This is a genomic window from Streptomyces sp. NPDC093085, assembly GCF_040683935.1.
Lineage (GTDB): Bacteria > Actinomycetota > Actinomycetes > Streptomycetales > Streptomycetaceae > Streptomyces.
Window position 1 is genome coordinate 1 of sequence record NZ_JBFBFB010000014.1, and the last position, 14,723, is coordinate 14,723.

The window sequence follows — 14,723 nt, forward strand, 5'->3', positions numbered from 1 at the left end:
GGCGGGGGGCTCTGGGGGGGGGGGCGCCCCACCCCGGTGGGGTTCCGGGCCCACCGCCCCGTTCAGGTTCCGGGCCCACCGCCCCTCTCGGGTTCCGGGCCCACCGCCCCGCTCAGGTCGCCTTCTTGGGCGGCAGCGGGAAGAAACCACTCGTACGGGCGGTGTATTCGGCGAAGCCTGGACGGTCCGCCATATGGCGTTCCAGCAGCCGCTTCCCGCTCCCGAAGATAAGCAGCAGACTCATCACCAGCGGGCTGACCACGGTCGCCGCGGCGACCACCGGGGCGTCGCAGACGATGAGGAAGAGCCCCCACCAGACGCAGAAGTCACCGAAGTAGTTGGGGTGGCGGGTCCAGCTCCACAGCCCCCGGTCCATGACCCGGCCGCGGTGGGCCGGATCCGCCCGGAACCGGGCGAGCTGGAAGTCCCCCACCGCCTCGAAGACCAGCCCGACCAGCCACACCGCGCACCCCGCGTACGCGACCGGCCCGAGCGGGCCCGGCAGATAGGACGCGGCCTGTACGGGGAGCGAGATCACCACCACCAGTACGCCCTGGAGCAGGTACACCATCCGCAGGGCGTACAGGTTCCGGTCACCGGGCGCCCTGGCCAGCATCGCCTCGTACCGCGCGTCCTCGCCGTGCCCCCACCCGCGCAGCGCGATATGGCCGGCCAGACGCACCCCCCACACCACGGTCAGCACGGTGATCAGCAGCCGCCGCGTGTCGTCCCCGTGCCCGGCCGACACGGCGTACGAGACGACCGCGACGGCGGCGAAGGCGAGCCCCCAGGCGATGTCGACCACCCGGTGCACGCCCTTGACGAGGGCGACCGCGAAGGTGACCAGCATGACGCCGAGCGCCGCCGCCGCCGCGGCCGGAATCCCCTGGCCGAACGCCGCCCACGGAAAACCGTTCGCCGTCATCACCGGGGGGTCTCCTTGGTCAGCGTCATCTGCCGCACGTCCAGGTAGCCGGAGCGGAACCCGGCCTCCGAATAGGCGAGGTAGAAGGTCCACAGGCGGCGGAAGACCGCGTCGAAGCCGAGCGCGTCGGCCTCCTCGGCCCGCTCGGTGAAACGCTCGCGCCAGAGCCGCAGCGTCTCCGCGTAGTGCGGCCCGAAACCGTCGCTCTCCACGACACGGAGGGCGGTGCGGGCGGCCGTGATCTCCTCGATCGCCTCGACCGAGGGGAGGAAGCCGCCGGGGAAGATGTACTTCTGGATCCAGGTGAAGGTGTGCCGGGTGGCGAGCATCCGGTCGTGCGGCATCGTGATGGCCTGGAGGGCGATCCGGCCGCCGGGGACGAGGAGCCGGTCCAGCGTCGTGAAGTACGCGGGCCAGAACTCCGCGCCGACCGCCTCGATCATCTCGACGCTGACGATCGCGTCGAAGACGCCCTCCACCCGCCGGTAGTCGAGGAGTTCGACGGAGACCCGGTCCTCGTACCCGGCGGCACGGATCCGCTCGACGGCCAGTTCGAGCTGTTCCCGCGAGAGGGTGACGGTCCGTACGGTGGCGCCCCGGGCGGCGGCGCGCAGGGCGAGTTCGCCCCACCCGGTGCCGATCTCCAGCAGCCGGGTGCCGGGACCCACCCCGGCCTGGTCCAGCAGCCGGTCGATCTTGCGGTGCTGGGCGGCGGCGAGCAGCGAGCGGTCGGCGGGGAAGCCGCGGAAGAGGGCCGAGGAGTACGAGAGCGTCTCGTCGAGGAAGAGCGCGAAGAGGTCGTTGGAGAGGTCGTAGTGGCGGCTGATGTTGTCCTGCGAGCCCTCGGGGGTGTTGCGCTGGGCCGCGGGCTGCCGGGGCGCCCAGAGCGGGCGGAGCCGCTGGAGCGGCCGGGGCACCAGGTCGGCGAGGCGTTCGGCCAGGACGGTCAGCACCCCGACCAGATCGCGGGCCTCCCACTCACCGGCCATGTAGGACTCGCCGAAGCCGATGAGGCCGCCGGCGCCGATCCGGCGGTGGAAGGCCGCGGTGTCGTGGATCTCCATCAGCGGGCCGCCGAGGCCGATGGTCTCGCCGCCCTCGAACCGCACCCGCAGCGGAAGCCGGCCGAAGGCGTGCCGGACCAGCCGGCGGGTGATGGCCGTACGGAGCCAGGAGGCGTCCGGCAGCCGGACGATATCGGGCCAGCGCTCCGGATCGGGGGCCCCGGACGCCGGGGAGACCGGGTAGCCGGAGGGCGTGGGGGACGCGGAGGGCGTGGGGGACTTGGGGGACACGGAGACACTCACTGAAGACCCTCCTGGGGCTCATGACGGGGACGGGGCTGGACGGGCAGTCCGCGCAGGTAGAGGCGGATCCCGTGGAGCCGGATGCCGGCCGATACGACGGCGGTGGACCAGGGGTGGCGCAGCGCGGTGCGCAGCACCGTCCCCGGGGTGGCGGGGCGGCGGCGGCCCCGGACCGTGGCGGTGAACGGGCTGCCCCCGGGGCGTTCGAGCCGGACCGTCAGGGAGAGCCGCTCGCCGGGCTCGGGCAGCCGCATGGTGTAGCCGCCGTCGACGGGGAAGAACGGCGAGACGTAGAAGTCCTTGGCGACGGTGGCCCGGCCGGTCTCGTCGGGGTGGAGCAGATAGCAGTGCCGCTCCCCGTAGGTGTTGTGGACCTCGGCGACCACGCAGAGCGGGGTGCCGTCCGGGCGGTGGCACCAGAAGAGGCTGAGCGGGTTGAAGACATGGCCGAGGACGCGCGCGTGGGCGAGCATGGTCACCCGGCCGTCGGCCAGGTCGATGCCCTCGGCGGCCAGGAAGGCGGTGAGCCCGGCGCGGATGGTGGGCCGGGTACCGCCGAAGTGGTCGCGGGCGTCGAAGCGGGCGAGGGGCCGCAGCGGCCGGGGCAGCCGCGGTGGCCGGTCCGGGTCGATCAGCCACAGGTAGGTGCGCAGGCCCACGGTGTGCCGGAGCGGCGCGGTCCGGACATGGCGGACGTCGCAGACGTAGAGGGCGGGCACGGCCGTGGCGTCCGGGGCGCCGTCGGCCGGGGCGCCGTCGGTCGTACCGGCTCCGGGTGCGGTCACCAGCGCACCCCCAGTGCCTGGGCCGCCGCCACCCCGGAGCGGCAGCCGTCCTCGTGGAACCCCCACCCGTGGTAGGCACCGGCGTACGCGGTGACGGGCCCGCTGAGCGCGGGGAGTTCCCGCTGCGCCGCGACCGACTCCGGGGTGTAGACGGGGTGTTCGTAGACCATCCGGGCGAGCACCCGCCCGGGGTCGACACGGTCGGCCCCGTTCAGCGTGACCACGTAGGACTCGGGGGCGTCGAGCCCCTGGAGGCGGTTCATGTCGTAACTGACCCGCACGGCGCCGGCGCCCGCGTCGCAGGCGGGCAGCGAGAAGTTCCAGGAGGCACGGGCCCCGGCGGCACGCGGCAGCACCCGGGCGTCGGTGTGCAGCCATGTCTCGTTGCGGGAGTACGGGATCGCGCCGAGCACCCGGCGCTCCGCTTCGGTGGGGTCGGCGAGCAGCCGCAGCGCCTGGTCCGGGTGGACGGCGAGGACCACCGCGTCGTACCGGCGTACGGTGCCGTCGGCGGCGGTGATCTCCACGCCGTCCGGGTCGCGGCGCACCGAGCGGACCGGGGTGCCGGTGTACACGGTGTCGAGCTGCTTGCCGATGAGGTCGACATAGGAGCGCGACCCGCCGGTGACCGTCCGCCAGACCGGCGAGCCCTTGATCGTGAGCATGCCGTGGTGCGCCATGAACCGGAACAGGTAGCGGGCCGGGTAGCGCAGCGCGGTCCGGGTGTCGCAGGACCAGACGCAGGCCACCAGCGGGCTCATGAAGTGGGAGCGGAAGTACGGCGAGAAGCGCCCCGCGTCGAGGAACTCGCCCAGGGTCCGTTCGTCCCGCCCGTCGCACCGCCCGTCCGGCGCCCCCTCCCCGTCGGCCAGCAGCCGGCGCGCCGCCCGGTGGAAGCGGGGGACGTCGGCGAGGAGCCGCAGATAGCGCGGGCTGAGCGCGTTGCCCGGCCGGGCGAAGAGCCCGGCGGCGCCGCGCGCCCCCGCGTACTCCAGTCCGCACCCGTCGCACCGCACGGACATGCTCATCTCGGATTCCCGTGTCTCCACGCCCAGTTCGGCGAAGAGCCTGAGCAGGTAGGGGTAGGTGCGCTCGTTGTGGACGATGAAGCCGGAGTCCACCTGGCGGATCCGCCCGTCGGCCGACATCAGCTCATGGGTGTGGGCATGACCGCCGAGCCGGTCGTCCGCCTCGTACAGCGACACGTCGTGCGCGCGCCGTAGTACATACGCGGCCGTCAGCCCCGCCACTCCGCCGCCCACCACGGCGGTCCGCGGACGTTCCCCGCTCATGCTGCTCCCTCACTTCTGTACCGTCCTCCGTCACCTGTGGTTCGGGGCGGAACCGCGGACGGATTGGTGGGCGCTCCACAAGACTTCTTTTCGCCCATTCGAGTGAGTGACCCATCCGCTCGGGCCACGGCTCCGAATGGCCGGTGTGAGCACAGACCGGAGAGTCCCGACACCACTGCCCCCTCGGCACGAGGGCCCGACGGCGCGCCTGGAGCGCCGTGGCCTCGCCGCGCTGAGCGGGCTGGTCGCGGGTTTCTCGGCGCTCGCCGTCGCCGAACTCGCGGCGGTCCCGGTACGGCCCGAGGCGAGCCCGGTGACGGCGGTGGGCAGCGCGTTCATCGACCGCACTCCCCCGTGGCTCAAGGAGTTCGCGGTACGGAACTTCGGCACCGACGACAAGCTGGTGCTGCGGCTCGGCATCCTGGCCGTCCTGGCGCTCTTCGCCCTGGCGGTCGGGGTGGCGGCCCTGCGTCACCGGCGCGCCGGGTCGGCCGCCGTGCTGGTCTTCGGTGCGGTCGGGGCGGTGGCGGCGGTGAGCCGTCCCGGCGCCGGTCCCCTCGACGCCCTCCCCTCCCTGGTGGGGGCCGTGGCCGCCGGAGCGGTGCTCCATGTGCTCTCCGGCCGGCTCGCGCTCCGTCCGCCCCCCGCGGCTGGGGGGACGGACGGGGCCGGGCACCCGGACGGGGCCGGGTTCGACCGGCGCGGCTTCGTGATCGCCGCGACGGCCGCCGTGGCGGCCTCGGCCGGAGCGGGTCTCCTCGGGCGCCGGCTCAACGCGTCAGGGGCGGCCGGCGCCGAAGCCTCCCGCCGCGCTCTCGTCCTGCCCTCCCCCGCCTCCCCGGCCCGGCCCGTACCCGCCGGGGCGGAGCTGGGGATCCGCGGGCTCAGCTCCTTCATCACCCCGGTCAAGGAGTTCTACCGGGTGGACACCGCGCTGACGGTGCCCCGTATCGACGCCTCCCGGTGGCGGCTGCGGATCCACGGTGAGGGCGTCACCCGCCCGCTCACCCTGGGCTTCGACGACCTGCTCCGGCGCGAGCTGATCGAACGGGACATCACCCTCACCTGTGTCTCCAACGAGGTGGGCGGCCCGTATGTCGGCAACGCGCGCTGGATCGGGGTACGCCTGGCGGAGCTGCTGCGGGAGGCCGGTGTCGAGCCGCCCTCGCGGGGCGGACCCGCCGACCAGCTCGTCGCCCGCTCGGTGGACGGCATGACCATCGGTTCCCCGGTCGAGACCGTCATGGACGGCCGGGACGCGCTGCTGGCCGTGGGGATGAACGGGGCTCCGCTCCCCTTCGACCACGGCTTCCCGGTGCGGATGGTGGTGCCGGGGCTCTACGGCTACGTATCGGCCTGCAAATGGATCCAGGAGCTGGAGCTGACCACCTTCGACACGTACGACGCCTACTGGGTGAAGCGGAGCTGGTCCCGGAAGGCGCCCATCAAGACCGAGTCCCGGATCGACACCCCCCGTCCGTTCGCCACTCCGAAGCCCGGCACGGTGCCGGTGGCCGGGGTCGCCTGGGCCCAGCACCGGGGCATCGCCCGGGTGGAGGTACGGGTGGACGGCGGCCCCTGGCAGACGGCGCGGCTGGCCGCCGAGGACACCCGTGACACCTGGCGCCAGTGGGTCTGGGAGTGGCCCGCCACCACCGGCAACCACACGCTGGAGGTCCGCGCCACCGACCGGGACGGCTACACCCAGACCGGCGACCGGGTCGGCACCGTCCCGGACGGGGCGACCGGCTGGCACTCGGTGGTGGTCTCGGTGACCTGACCGTCGCCACCGCGCCGCACCGCGCCGGACCCGGAACCTCCCGGACCCGCCGGGCACGAAAACGCCCCGCGCGTCCACCCATTCGACCTTTCCCTACCCCCCTGTGCCCGCATTCGGGCGGGCACACCTTTCCCAAGGAGATTCACCATGAACACCACCCGTTTCCACCGTGCCGCCGTCGCCCTCGCCGCTGCCGCCGTACTGCCGCTCGCGCTGACCGCCTGCTCCGGCGAGAGCAAGGACGCGAAGGACACCTCGTCCTCCGCCGCCGGGGCCCCGGAGACGACCGCGTCGACCGAGGCCCCCGCCGGTATGGGCGACCAGCCCTTCGGCCCGGCCTGTGCCTCGGTGCCGAAGACGGGTGCCGGGTCCTTCGACGGCATGTCGAAGGACCCGGTGGCGACCGCCGCCTCGAACAACCCGGACCTCTCCACCCTGGTCACCGCGGTGCAGAAGGCCGGTCTGGTCGACACGCTGAACAACGCGAAGGACATCACCGTCTTCGCCCCGACCAACGAGGCGTTCGCCAAGATCCCCCAGGCCGACCTGGACAAGGTCCTGGCCGACAAGGACACCCTGACCAAGATCCTCACGTACCACGTCGTGGGCGAGAAGCTGACCCCGAAGTCCCTGGAGAAGGGCACCTTCCCGACCCTGGAGAAGTCGGAGATCACCACGGCGGGCTCGGGCGAGGAGTACAAGGTCAACGACGCGGCGAAGGTCGTCTGCGGCAATGTCCCGACCGCCAACGCCACCGTCTACATCATCGACACGGTCCTGATGCCGAAGATGTGACGCCCCGGCAGGACGCGCCACTCTTTTTCGGGGCCCGGTTCGCCTCCGGGCGCTCCATGCCGGTGTGGTGAGGGCGGCCGTGCTCGGCCTCACCACACCGGCGCGCCCTTCTGCTCACTCGCCGGCCCCGACCGGGGGCACCCCGAAAGGGCCGGCGAGCCACCCCGAAGTCGGCGGTGCGGCTCGGGCGGTCTCAGCCGACCGAGCTGTACGCCACCACGCCGCGCCGGACCGCGTCGACCGCCTTGCGGGCGTTCTTGGCGACCGTGCTGTTCTCCCGGGGGGCCGCCGCCGCGATCTGCCCCAGCACATCGATGACCTGCTTGCACCAGCGCACGAAGTCGCCGGCCGGCATCTCCGCCTCGCGCAGCACCTCGTCGAGCCCCTTGCCGGAGGCCCACATATGGACCGGCCAGGCGAAGCCCAGGTCCGGCTCGCGCTGGCCCACGCCCTCGGTCTGGCTGATCTTCAGCTCCTCCTCCAGGGCGTCGAGCCGCCCCCAGATCCGGACCATCGCGCCCAGCGCGGTCTTCGCCGCGCCCGCCGGGAGCTTGGGCGCCACCGCGTCATCGGCCTGCCGGGCCTCGTAGACCAGCGCCGAGACACAGGCCGCCAGCTCCGCCGGGGAGAGCCCCTCCCAGACCCCGTCCCGCAGACACTCGCTGGCCAGCAGGTCCAGCTCGCCGTAGAGCCGGGCCAGCCGCTTGCCGTGCTCGGTGACCTCGTCGCCGCGCAGGTAGTCCAGCTCGGTCAGGAGCGCCACGATCCGGTCGAAGGTGCGGGCGATGGTGTTGGTCCGGCCCTCGATCCTGCGCTCCAACTGGCGGGTGTCCCGCTGAAGCCGCTGGTAGCGCTCCGCCCAGCGGGCGTGGTCCTCGCGCTCGTCGCAGCCGTGGCAGGGGTGGGCGCGCAGCGCGGTACGGAGCCGGGCGATCTCCCGGTCGTCGGCGGCCGCCGCCCGCCCCTTGCGGTGCCGCTCGGGCACGATGTGCCCGGCCTTGGTGCGGAGCGCGGAGGCCAGGTCGCGGCGCGACTGCGGGGAGCGCGCGTTGAACGACTTGGGGATCCGCATCCGCTCCAGCGCCTCCACCGGCACCGGGAAGTCCATCGCGGCCAGCCGCTTGACCTGGCGCTCCGCGGTGAGGACGAGCGGACGCGGGCCCTCCTGGTAGTCGAAGCCCCGGTGCCCGTTGGCCCGGCCGGCCGGCAGCCCCGGCTCCAGGACGAGGGCGAGCCCGGCGAACTTCCCGGTCGGTACGTGGATGACGTCGCCCGGCTTCAGCCGCTCCAGCGAGGAGGCGGCGGCGGCCCTCCGCTGGGCCGCGCCCTGCTTGGCCAGCTCCGTCTCGCGGTCCTTGAGGTCGCGGCGGAGCCGCGCGTACTCCTCGAAGTCCCCGAGGTGGCAGGTCATGCCCGAGCGGTACCCCGCCAGCCCCTCCTCGTTCCGCTGGACCTGCCGGGAGATCCCGACGACCGAGCGGTCGGCCTGGAACTGGGCGAAGGAGGTCTCCAGCAGCTCACGCGAACGGTGCCGCCCGAACTGGTGGACGAGGTTGACGGCCATGTTGTACGAGGGTTTGAAGCTGGACCGGAGGGGATACGTACGCGTCCCGGCGAGCCCGGCGAGCGCCCCCGGGTCCATGCCGCGCTGCCAGAGCACCACGGCGTGCCCCTCGACATCGATGCCCCGCCGCCCGGCCCGCCCGGTGAGCTGCGTGTACTCGCCGGGGGTGATGTCGGCGTGCTGCTCGCCGTTCCACTTGACGAGCTTCTCCAGCACCACCGACCTGGCGGGCATGTTGATGCCGAGGGCGAGCGTCTCGGTGGCGAAGACCGCCTTCACCAGGCCCCGGACGAAGAGTTCCTCCACGATCTCCTTGAAGGTGGGCAGCATGCCCGCGTGGTGCGCGGCGATGCCCCGCTCCAGGCCCTCCAGGAACTCGTAGTAGCCGAGCACGTGCAGGTCCTCGCGGGGGATCGCGGCCGTACGCTCCTCGACGAGCTCCCGGACCCGCAGCCGCGCCGCGTCGTTGTTGAGCCGCAGCCCCGCGTAGAGGCACTGCTGGACGGCGGCCTCGCAGCCGGCCCTGCTGAAGATGAAGGTGATCGCCGGAAGGAGCCCCTCCGCGTCCAGCCGCTCGATGACCTCGGGGCGCCCCGGGGTCCAGATCCGGCTCCGCTGACGGCGCTCGCGCTCCCGGTCGGCCTCGCGGACCATCTTGCCCCGGCGCCGCTCGCGCGGGTTGTACGTGCGCTGGTTCTCCATCCGGGCCAGCCGGACGAGGTCCGGGCTGACCTCGCGTTTGGCGACGCCCCGGCCGCCGTGGTCGCTCTCCTCCTCGAAGAGGTCGTACATCCGGCGGCCCGCCATCACGTGCTGCCAGAGTGGCACGGGCCGCTGCTCGGAGACGATCACCTCCGTGTCGCCCCGGACGGTGTCCAGCCAGTCGCCGAACTCCTCGGCGTTGGAGACGGTCGCCGAGAGCGAGACCAGGGTGACCGAGGCGGGCAGGTGGATGATCACCTCTTCCCAGACGGCGCCCCGGAAGCGGTCGGAGAGGTAGTGGACCTCGTCCATCACGACATGGCCGAGGCCGACGAGGGCCTGGGAGTTCGCGTAGAGCATGTTCCGCAGGACCTCGGTGGTCATGACGACCACCGGCGCGTCCGCGTTCACACTGTTGTCGCCGGTGAGCAGGCCGACCTTGTCGGCCCCGTACCGTCTGGCGAGGTCGGCGTACTTCTGGTTGGAGAGGGCCTTGATCGGGGTCGTGTAGAAGCACTTGCGGCCCTGGGCGAGGGCGAGGTGGACGGCGAACTCGCCGACGATGGTCTTGCCCGATCCGGTCGGGGCCGCGACGAGTACGCCCTTGCCCGCCTCCAGGGCCTGGCAGGCCTCGATCTGGAAGGGGTCCAGACCGAATTCGTACATCTCGCGGAAGGGCGCGAGCGCCGTCGCCCGGTCGGCGGCGCGGGTCCGGGCAGCGGCGTAGCGCTCGGCGGGTGAGAGGTCCTCTGTCATCTTGCGTTCGAGCCTACCCGGGACCTCTGACAGTCAGCCCGATCTTTAATCGCCTTTGGAGACCGGCGGGGGAACCGCTCCGGCCGTGGTGGCGCCCGCGCCGGCGGGGCGGGCGCCACCACGGTCAGGTGATGTCGTCGTACCCGTTCACCCGGTTGTTCCGGTTCCCGTCCGCCTGCTCGGGCAGGGCGCGCCGGCTCGCCGTGGGCTCGATCTCGCCGATGTCGCTGGGGGTCAGATCCAGCTCGGAGGCCTCGTCGTCGCCCAGCCCGTCGGCCCGGCGGAGCGCCTTGCGGCGGTCGTTGATCAGGGAGATCCCCGCGGCGGCGAAGTAGAGCACCCAGATCGGCACGGCCAGGGCGAGCATGGAGAGCGGGTCGGTGCTGGGGGTGGCGAAGGCGGCGAAGATCGTGATGCCCATGATCATCCCGCGCCACCAGCCGAGCATCCGCTTGCCGCTGAGGATCCCGACGAGGTTGAGCATGACGAGGAGGAGCGGCAGCTCGAAGGCGAGCCCGAAGACCACGACCATGCGTGTGATCAGGTCGAGGAGGTCGTCGAGCGGGAGCTGGTTGTCCAGGTCGGCCGGGGAGAATTCGAGCAGCACCCGCGCCATGGTGGGGAGCGTCTTGTACGCGAAGAAGCCGCCGGCGAGGAAGAGCGGGACGCCCGCGGCGACGAAGCCGAGGGAGTACTTCTTCTCGTTCTTGTGGAGCCCGGGGGCGACGAACGCCCAGAGCTGGTAGAGCCAGACCGGCGAGGCGAGCACGACGCCGGCCATCAGGGAGACCTTCAGGGCGAGCGTGAAGGGGGTCAGCAGACCGTTGAGGACGATCCGGGCGCAGGTGCCGTCCCGCTGCTGGGAGAGCTCGACGAAGCTCGACGCGCAGCCAACCGACTTCAGCACCGGATCGGTGAAGAACTCGATGATCCCCTTGTAGTAGAACGCCGCGCCAATGGTGACGACGACGATCCCCAGGACCGCTTTGGCGAGCCGGTTGCGCAGTTCGCGCAGGTGCTCGACCAGGGGCATCCGCCCCTCGGGGTCCGTCTCCTTCTTGCGGGCGGACTTAAGCAACCCACGTCCTCATCTCGTGCGGCGGGCGCCGCCCGTGGCGACGCCCGCTCCGGCCCAGGTGGTGATCAGCGCTTGGTGGAGTCCGTCGTCGCCGTCGGCTCGCTCACCGGGCGCGCGCTCGTCACGTCGCCGGGGGAAGCCTGGATGGTGCGGGCGGCGGCCTGGTCCTGGGGGGCGTCGTTCGGCGGGTCGGCGGGGGCGGTCTGCTGCCCCTCGGACTTCATCGCCTTGGCCTCGCTCTTGAGGATGCGGGCCGACTTGCCGAGCGAACGCGCCATGTCGGGAAGCTTCTTCGAGCCGAAGAGGAGCACGACCACGACAAGGATGAGAATCATCTCGGGGGCACCGATTTTTCCGAACAGCATAAGTCTCTACCTTCTCACCGAGGCGGCACGGAACGGGCCTGCGTGGATAGGGCCGGACTGCTGTCCGACAGGTTGCCCGGCGATCGTAACGCGAGGGGGTGAACGCGGAGCAATCCCCGTGCGTACTTCCGGGCACCGCCCGCGTATCACCGGACGGCCCACGGGAGCCAGCGTACCTGCCCGTAACCTCGCTGAGCAGGGGGCGTACGAGGCCACCGGTGCGGTGCCGTAAGGACAGCGGGCGTCCACCGGCCCCCGGCCTCCGGCACCGGGTCACCGCAGGGCGTCCCCCGTGGCGGCCAGCCGGGTCGCGGCGCGCTCCAGCTCCTCGGCGGCGGCGTTGACCCGCTCCGTGGTGGCGGCGACCTGGCGGCCGAGCCGCTCGGCCGCCACGAAGACCCGGATGGCGAGGACGCCGAGCACGGCGATCCCGAGGAACCCCAGGGCGATGGCGATCATGGGCCAGAGCATGGGCTACACCGTTCCCGGCAGGTCCTGGAGGGTGGAGTGCAGCCGCATCGTCCGCACCCCGCCGCCCGTGAGGAGTTCCACGATGCGCTCCCCGGCCGGCTTGCGGACGGTGGCCTCGCACTCGGGGCAGACGAAGGAGTAGAAGGTGGTGCGCCGGCTGGCCCCGATCGCCAGCCGCAGGGCGCCCGCCGAGAGTTCGAAGGCGGCCCGGCACTCGGGGCAGGCCGCCCGGAAGAGGACCGGGGCCACCGTCGGGACACCCGACGGACCGGACAGCGGCCCAGACATTGCCGACATATTCCCGTTCTCCTTGCCCTCAGCCGTTGGCTCTCGCCCGTTCGGTCACCACACGGCGGCACGCCCGGCCCGTACGGGGCGGGAGCGCGCCGCCCGCGGGTCAGTCGTCGTGGACCTCGTACGCCGCCAGCGCCTCGGCCGCGGCCCGCCGCGCGCTCTCGGCGAGCTCCCGGGGGGCGACGATCCGGCCGTCCCCGCCGAGCCGCAGCGCGAGCCGCCGCAGCGAGGCCGGCACCGGGGTACGCAGGGTGACCCGGAGTCCGCCGTCGGGGAGCTCCACCGCGCTGTCGTGCGGGTAGTACTCGGCGACCCACCGGCCGCCGGGCCCCACCTCGACGATCACCTCGGGGTCCTCGGCCGACGGCTGCACCAGCCCCTCCGACAGATCGCGCAGCTCCAGCTCCGGGGGCGCGGCCGGGGCGTCCAGCAGCCGGATCTCGGCGACCCGGTCGAGCCGGAAGGTGCGCCGCGCCTCGGAGAGCCGGCACCAGGCCTCCATATAGGTGTGGCCGACGGCGAAGAGCCGGATCGGGTCCACCTCGCGCTCGGTGAGCTCGTCACGGGCCGGGGAGTAGTAGCGCAGCCAGAGCCGGCGCCGCTCGGAGATGGCCCGGTCGACCTCGGCGAAGACCCCGCCCTCGGACTCGAAGGTCACCGAGAGCCGGGAGCTGGCCCCGGCCGCCTCCCCGGCCGCCGCCTCCAGCTTGGCGGTGGCGCGGAGCAGCGCCTGCCGGTCGCCCTCGCGCAGCCCCGGCAGGGTGGCGACGGCGCGAGCCGCGACGAGCAGCGCGGTGGCCTCGTCGGCGGCGAGCCGCAGCGGCTCGGCGACATCGTCCGGGTTGTGCCACCAGATGCGGTCGCCGTCGGTGTCGATGTCCAGCAGGTCGCCGCCGCGGAAGCTGGTCCCGCACATGGGCAGCACATCGAGGTCGGAGATCAGCTCGTCCTCGCTGATCCCGAACGCGCGGGCCACGTCGCCGACATGGGCGCCGGGGCGCTCGCGCAGATAGGTCACCAGCGAGAGCATCCGCCGGGTCTGGTCGATCGCGTTGGCCGCCATGGTCTCCCCCGCCCCTCAGCCCTTGGCCACGGCGCGCAGCCGGTCCAGGACATCGGCCCGCAGGTCCGCGGGCTCCCGTACCACCACGTCCGGGCCGAACTCCACCAGCCAGGCGTCCAGACCGTGCCCGTACGGGATCTCCAGCTCGTCCCAGCCGTCGCCGAGCGCCAGGGTGGTGAGCGCGCGGGCGCGCAGCGGGTAGCCGCAGCCGGAGCGGAGTCTGATCAGCGCGGTGCGGGTGGCGGTCTCCCCCGCCCAGGTCTCCACGGTCTCGCGTACGGTCACCGCGTCGGGCACGGGCGCGCGGAACGCGCCGGCGCGGGAGCGGACCCGGCCGGAGATCCGGGAGAGCCGGAAGACCCGCTCGGCCTCCCGGTCGCGGTCCCAGCCGGCCAGGTACCAGTGGCCGCGCCAGCACTCCAGGGTCCAGGGCTCGACCTGGCGGGGTTCGGCGCGGGCGGCGTTGGCCTTGCGGTAGTCGAAGGAGACGGGGCGCCGGTCGCGGCAGGCGAGCATCAGCGGCTCGAAGGCGGCCTCGTGGACGGGGATACGGGGTTCGAGCGCCCCGTGGTGCGCCTCGTCGGGCTCCTCCGCCTCGGGCATGCCGGCGGCGCGCAGCTTCTGGAGGGCGCCGCTCGCCGCGCCGGCGAGCCGGGCCTGCTGCCAGACCTTGGCGGCGAGTCCGAGGGCGGCGGCCTCCTCGGCGTCGAGGGTGATGGGGGGCAGCCGGTTGCTGTCGCGCCGGGCCAGATAGCCGGTGTCGCCGTCGAGGTTCTCCACCGTCTCGATGACCAGGCCGAGTTCGCGGAGGTCGTCCTTGTCCCGCTCGAACATCCGGTTGAAGGACTCGTCGTTGCCGGCTTCCAGGTACGCCTCGATGGAGCCGCGCAGTTCGCGCTTGCTGAGCGGCCGGCGGGTGCCGAGCAGGCACAGCGCCAGATTCATCAGCCGCTCGGCCTTGGCAATGGCCATCGACGCCTCGCACCCCTCAATCGCTCGTGCCGCTCCGCCCGCTGACCGTACCGCCCCGGGCTCCCGGGGCAAAAGCGAGGGCCCGTGCCGTACGGCACGGGCCCTCGGCCCTGTCGGACCTGGTGCCGCTGATTCCGGATCAGCCGGGACCAGGTCGCGGTGTCAGACGGAGACGAGGTCGCAGACGAAGATCAGCGTCTCGCCCGGGCCGATGGCCCGGCCCGCGCCGCGGTCGCCGTAGGCGAGGTGCGGCGGGATGATGAGCTGACGGCGTCCGCCCACCTTCATGCCCTCCACGCCCCGGTCCCAGCCAGCGATGACCTGGCCGGCGCCGAGGGTGAACGGGAGCGGCGCGCCGCGGTTCCAGGAGGCGTCGAACTCCTCGCCGGTGGAGAAGGCCACACCCACGTAGTGGACCTGGACATTGGCGCCCTTCGTGGCGACCGGTCCGTCACCCTCCCAGATGTCCTTGATCTCCAGGTCGGCCGGCGGCTCGCCACCCGGGAAGTCGATCTCGGGCTTGTCGATGCTCACGTGGAACTACTCCTCAAAATGATGAACGGCACAACCGGGA

Annotated in this window: 14 protein-coding genes; 2 read left to right on the forward strand and 12 right to left on the reverse strand. The window is 72.8% G+C overall.

Annotated elements, in window-relative coordinates:
- Positions 1-112: 112 nt before the first annotated feature.
- The 4 genes from AB0O07_RS29210 to AB0O07_RS29225 all read right to left on the reverse strand — a co-directional run bounded on the left by AB0O07_RS29210 (position 113) and on the right by AB0O07_RS29225 (position 4,309).
- Positions 113-925 (reverse strand): DUF1295 domain-containing protein, encoded by an 813-nt coding sequence (locus AB0O07_RS29210; RefSeq protein ID WP_365638765.1) that lies wholly within the window; start codon positions 923-925, stop codon positions 113-115.
- Positions 925-2,121 carry a cyclopropane-fatty-acyl-phospholipid synthase family protein gene (locus AB0O07_RS29215; protein ID WP_365639180.1) on the reverse strand — a complete coding sequence of 399 codons (1,197 nt, stop codon included), beginning with the start codon at positions 2,119-2,121 and terminating at the stop codon, positions 925-927. Before AB0O07_RS29215 ends, AB0O07_RS29210 begins: the two co-directional genes overlap by 1 nt.
- Positions 2,122-2,228: 107 nt before the next feature.
- Positions 2,229-2,951: a DUF1365 domain-containing protein gene (locus AB0O07_RS29220; protein ID WP_365639182.1), complete on the reverse strand. Its 723-nt coding sequence runs from the start codon at positions 2,949-2,951 to the stop codon at positions 2,229-2,231.
- Positions 2,952-3,013: 62 nt separating this feature from the next.
- The gene (locus AB0O07_RS29225; RefSeq protein ID WP_365638767.1) at positions 3,014-4,309 is read right to left on the reverse strand and encodes an FAD-dependent oxidoreductase; all 1,296 of its coding nucleotides are present in this window, start codon (positions 4,307-4,309) and stop codon (positions 3,014-3,016) included.
- Positions 4,310-4,445: 136 nt separating this feature from the next.
- On the opposite strand from AB0O07_RS29225, the gene AB0O07_RS29230 reads away from it, so the two are divergent.
- Together AB0O07_RS29230 and AB0O07_RS29235 are read left to right on the forward strand one after the other, a co-directional pair.
- Positions 4,446-6,089 carry a molybdopterin-dependent oxidoreductase gene (locus tag AB0O07_RS29230; RefSeq protein WP_365638769.1) on the forward strand — a complete coding sequence of 548 codons (1,644 nt, stop codon included), beginning with the start codon at positions 4,446-4,448 and terminating at the stop codon, positions 6,087-6,089.
- 147 nt (positions 6,090-6,236) lie between these two features.
- Complete coding sequence (locus AB0O07_RS29235) at positions 6,237-6,884, forward strand: fasciclin domain-containing protein (RefSeq protein ID WP_365638771.1); 648 nt, start codon at positions 6,237-6,239, stop codon at positions 6,882-6,884.
- Between the two features lie 193 nt (positions 6,885-7,077).
- Here the strand turns inward: AB0O07_RS29235 and AB0O07_RS29240 are convergent, their stop codons facing one another.
- From AB0O07_RS29240 to AB0O07_RS29275, 8 genes are all read right to left on the reverse strand, one after another.
- On the reverse strand, positions 7,078-9,906 hold the full coding sequence (locus AB0O07_RS29240; protein WP_365638773.1) for a DEAD/DEAH box helicase: 2,829 nt from the start codon (positions 9,904-9,906) through the stop codon (positions 7,078-7,080).
- A 124-nt stretch (positions 9,907-10,030) separates the two neighbouring features.
- Positions 10,031-10,984 carry a twin-arginine translocase subunit TatC gene (tatC, locus tag AB0O07_RS29245; protein ID WP_365638775.1) on the reverse strand — a complete coding sequence of 318 codons (954 nt, stop codon included), beginning with the start codon at positions 10,982-10,984 and terminating at the stop codon, positions 10,031-10,033.
- A 65-nt stretch (positions 10,985-11,049) separates the two neighbouring features.
- Positions 11,050-11,346 carry a Sec-independent protein translocase subunit TatA gene (gene tatA, locus AB0O07_RS29250; protein ID WP_365639184.1) on the reverse strand — a complete coding sequence of 99 codons (297 nt, stop codon included), beginning with the start codon at positions 11,344-11,346 and terminating at the stop codon, positions 11,050-11,052.
- A gap of 276 nt (positions 11,347-11,622) precedes the next feature.
- Positions 11,623-11,820, reverse strand: a complete 198-nt coding sequence (locus tag AB0O07_RS29255) for a hypothetical protein (RefSeq protein WP_365638777.1) — start codon at positions 11,818-11,820, stop codon at positions 11,623-11,625.
- Between the two features lie 3 nt (positions 11,821-11,823).
- A complete protein-coding gene (locus AB0O07_RS29260) occupies positions 11,824-12,117 on the reverse strand; it encodes a hypothetical protein (RefSeq protein ID WP_365638779.1) in 294 nt (97 codons plus the stop codon).
- A gap of 100 nt (positions 12,118-12,217) precedes the next feature.
- Positions 12,218-13,177, reverse strand: a complete 960-nt coding sequence (locus AB0O07_RS29265) for a WYL domain-containing protein (RefSeq protein WP_365638781.1) — start codon at positions 13,175-13,177, stop codon at positions 12,218-12,220.
- A gap of 15 nt (positions 13,178-13,192) precedes the next feature.
- Positions 13,193-14,149: a WYL domain-containing protein gene (locus AB0O07_RS29270; RefSeq protein WP_365638783.1), complete on the reverse strand. Its 957-nt coding sequence runs from the start codon at positions 14,147-14,149 to the stop codon at positions 13,193-13,195.
- A gap of 162 nt (positions 14,150-14,311) precedes the next feature.
- Positions 14,312-14,683 carry an FKBP-type peptidyl-prolyl cis-trans isomerase gene (locus AB0O07_RS29275; protein WP_365638786.1) on the reverse strand — a complete coding sequence of 124 codons (372 nt, stop codon included), beginning with the start codon at positions 14,681-14,683 and terminating at the stop codon, positions 14,312-14,314.
- Positions 14,684-14,723: the final 40 nt, after the last annotated feature.

Bases quoted from the DNA above. Each gene is read 5' to 3' on its own strand.
- AB0O07_RS29225 (WP_365638767.1), bottom strand. From the start codon at position 4,309: ATGAGCGGGGAACGTCCGCGGACCGCCGTGGTGGGCGGCGGAGTGGCG.
- AB0O07_RS29235 (WP_365638771.1), top strand. From the start codon at position 6,237: ATGAACACCACCCGTTTCCACCGTGCCGCCGTCGCCCTCGCCGCTGCC.
- AB0O07_RS29265 (WP_365638781.1), bottom strand. From the start codon at position 13,177: ATGGCGGCCAACGCGATCGACCAGACCCGGCGGATGCTCTCGCTGGTG.
- AB0O07_RS29260 (WP_365638779.1), bottom strand. From the start codon at position 12,117: ATGTCGGCAATGTCTGGGCCGCTGTCCGGTCCGTCGGGTGTCCCGACG.
- AB0O07_RS29240 (WP_365638773.1), bottom strand. From the start codon at position 9,906: ATGACAGAGGACCTCTCACCCGCCGAGCGCTACGCCGCTGCCCGGACC.
- AB0O07_RS29270 (WP_365638783.1), bottom strand. From the start codon at position 14,149: ATGGCCATTGCCAAGGCCGAGCGGCTGATGAATCTGGCGCTGTGCCTG.
- AB0O07_RS29210 (WP_365638765.1), bottom strand. From the start codon at position 925: ATGACGGCGAACGGTTTTCCGTGGGCGGCGTTCGGCCAGGGGATTCCG.
- AB0O07_RS29230 (WP_365638769.1), top strand. From the start codon at position 4,446: ATGGCCGGTGTGAGCACAGACCGGAGAGTCCCGACACCACTGCCCCCT.
- AB0O07_RS29255 (WP_365638777.1), bottom strand. From the start codon at position 11,820: ATGCTCTGGCCCATGATCGCCATCGCCCTGGGGTTCCTCGGGATCGCC.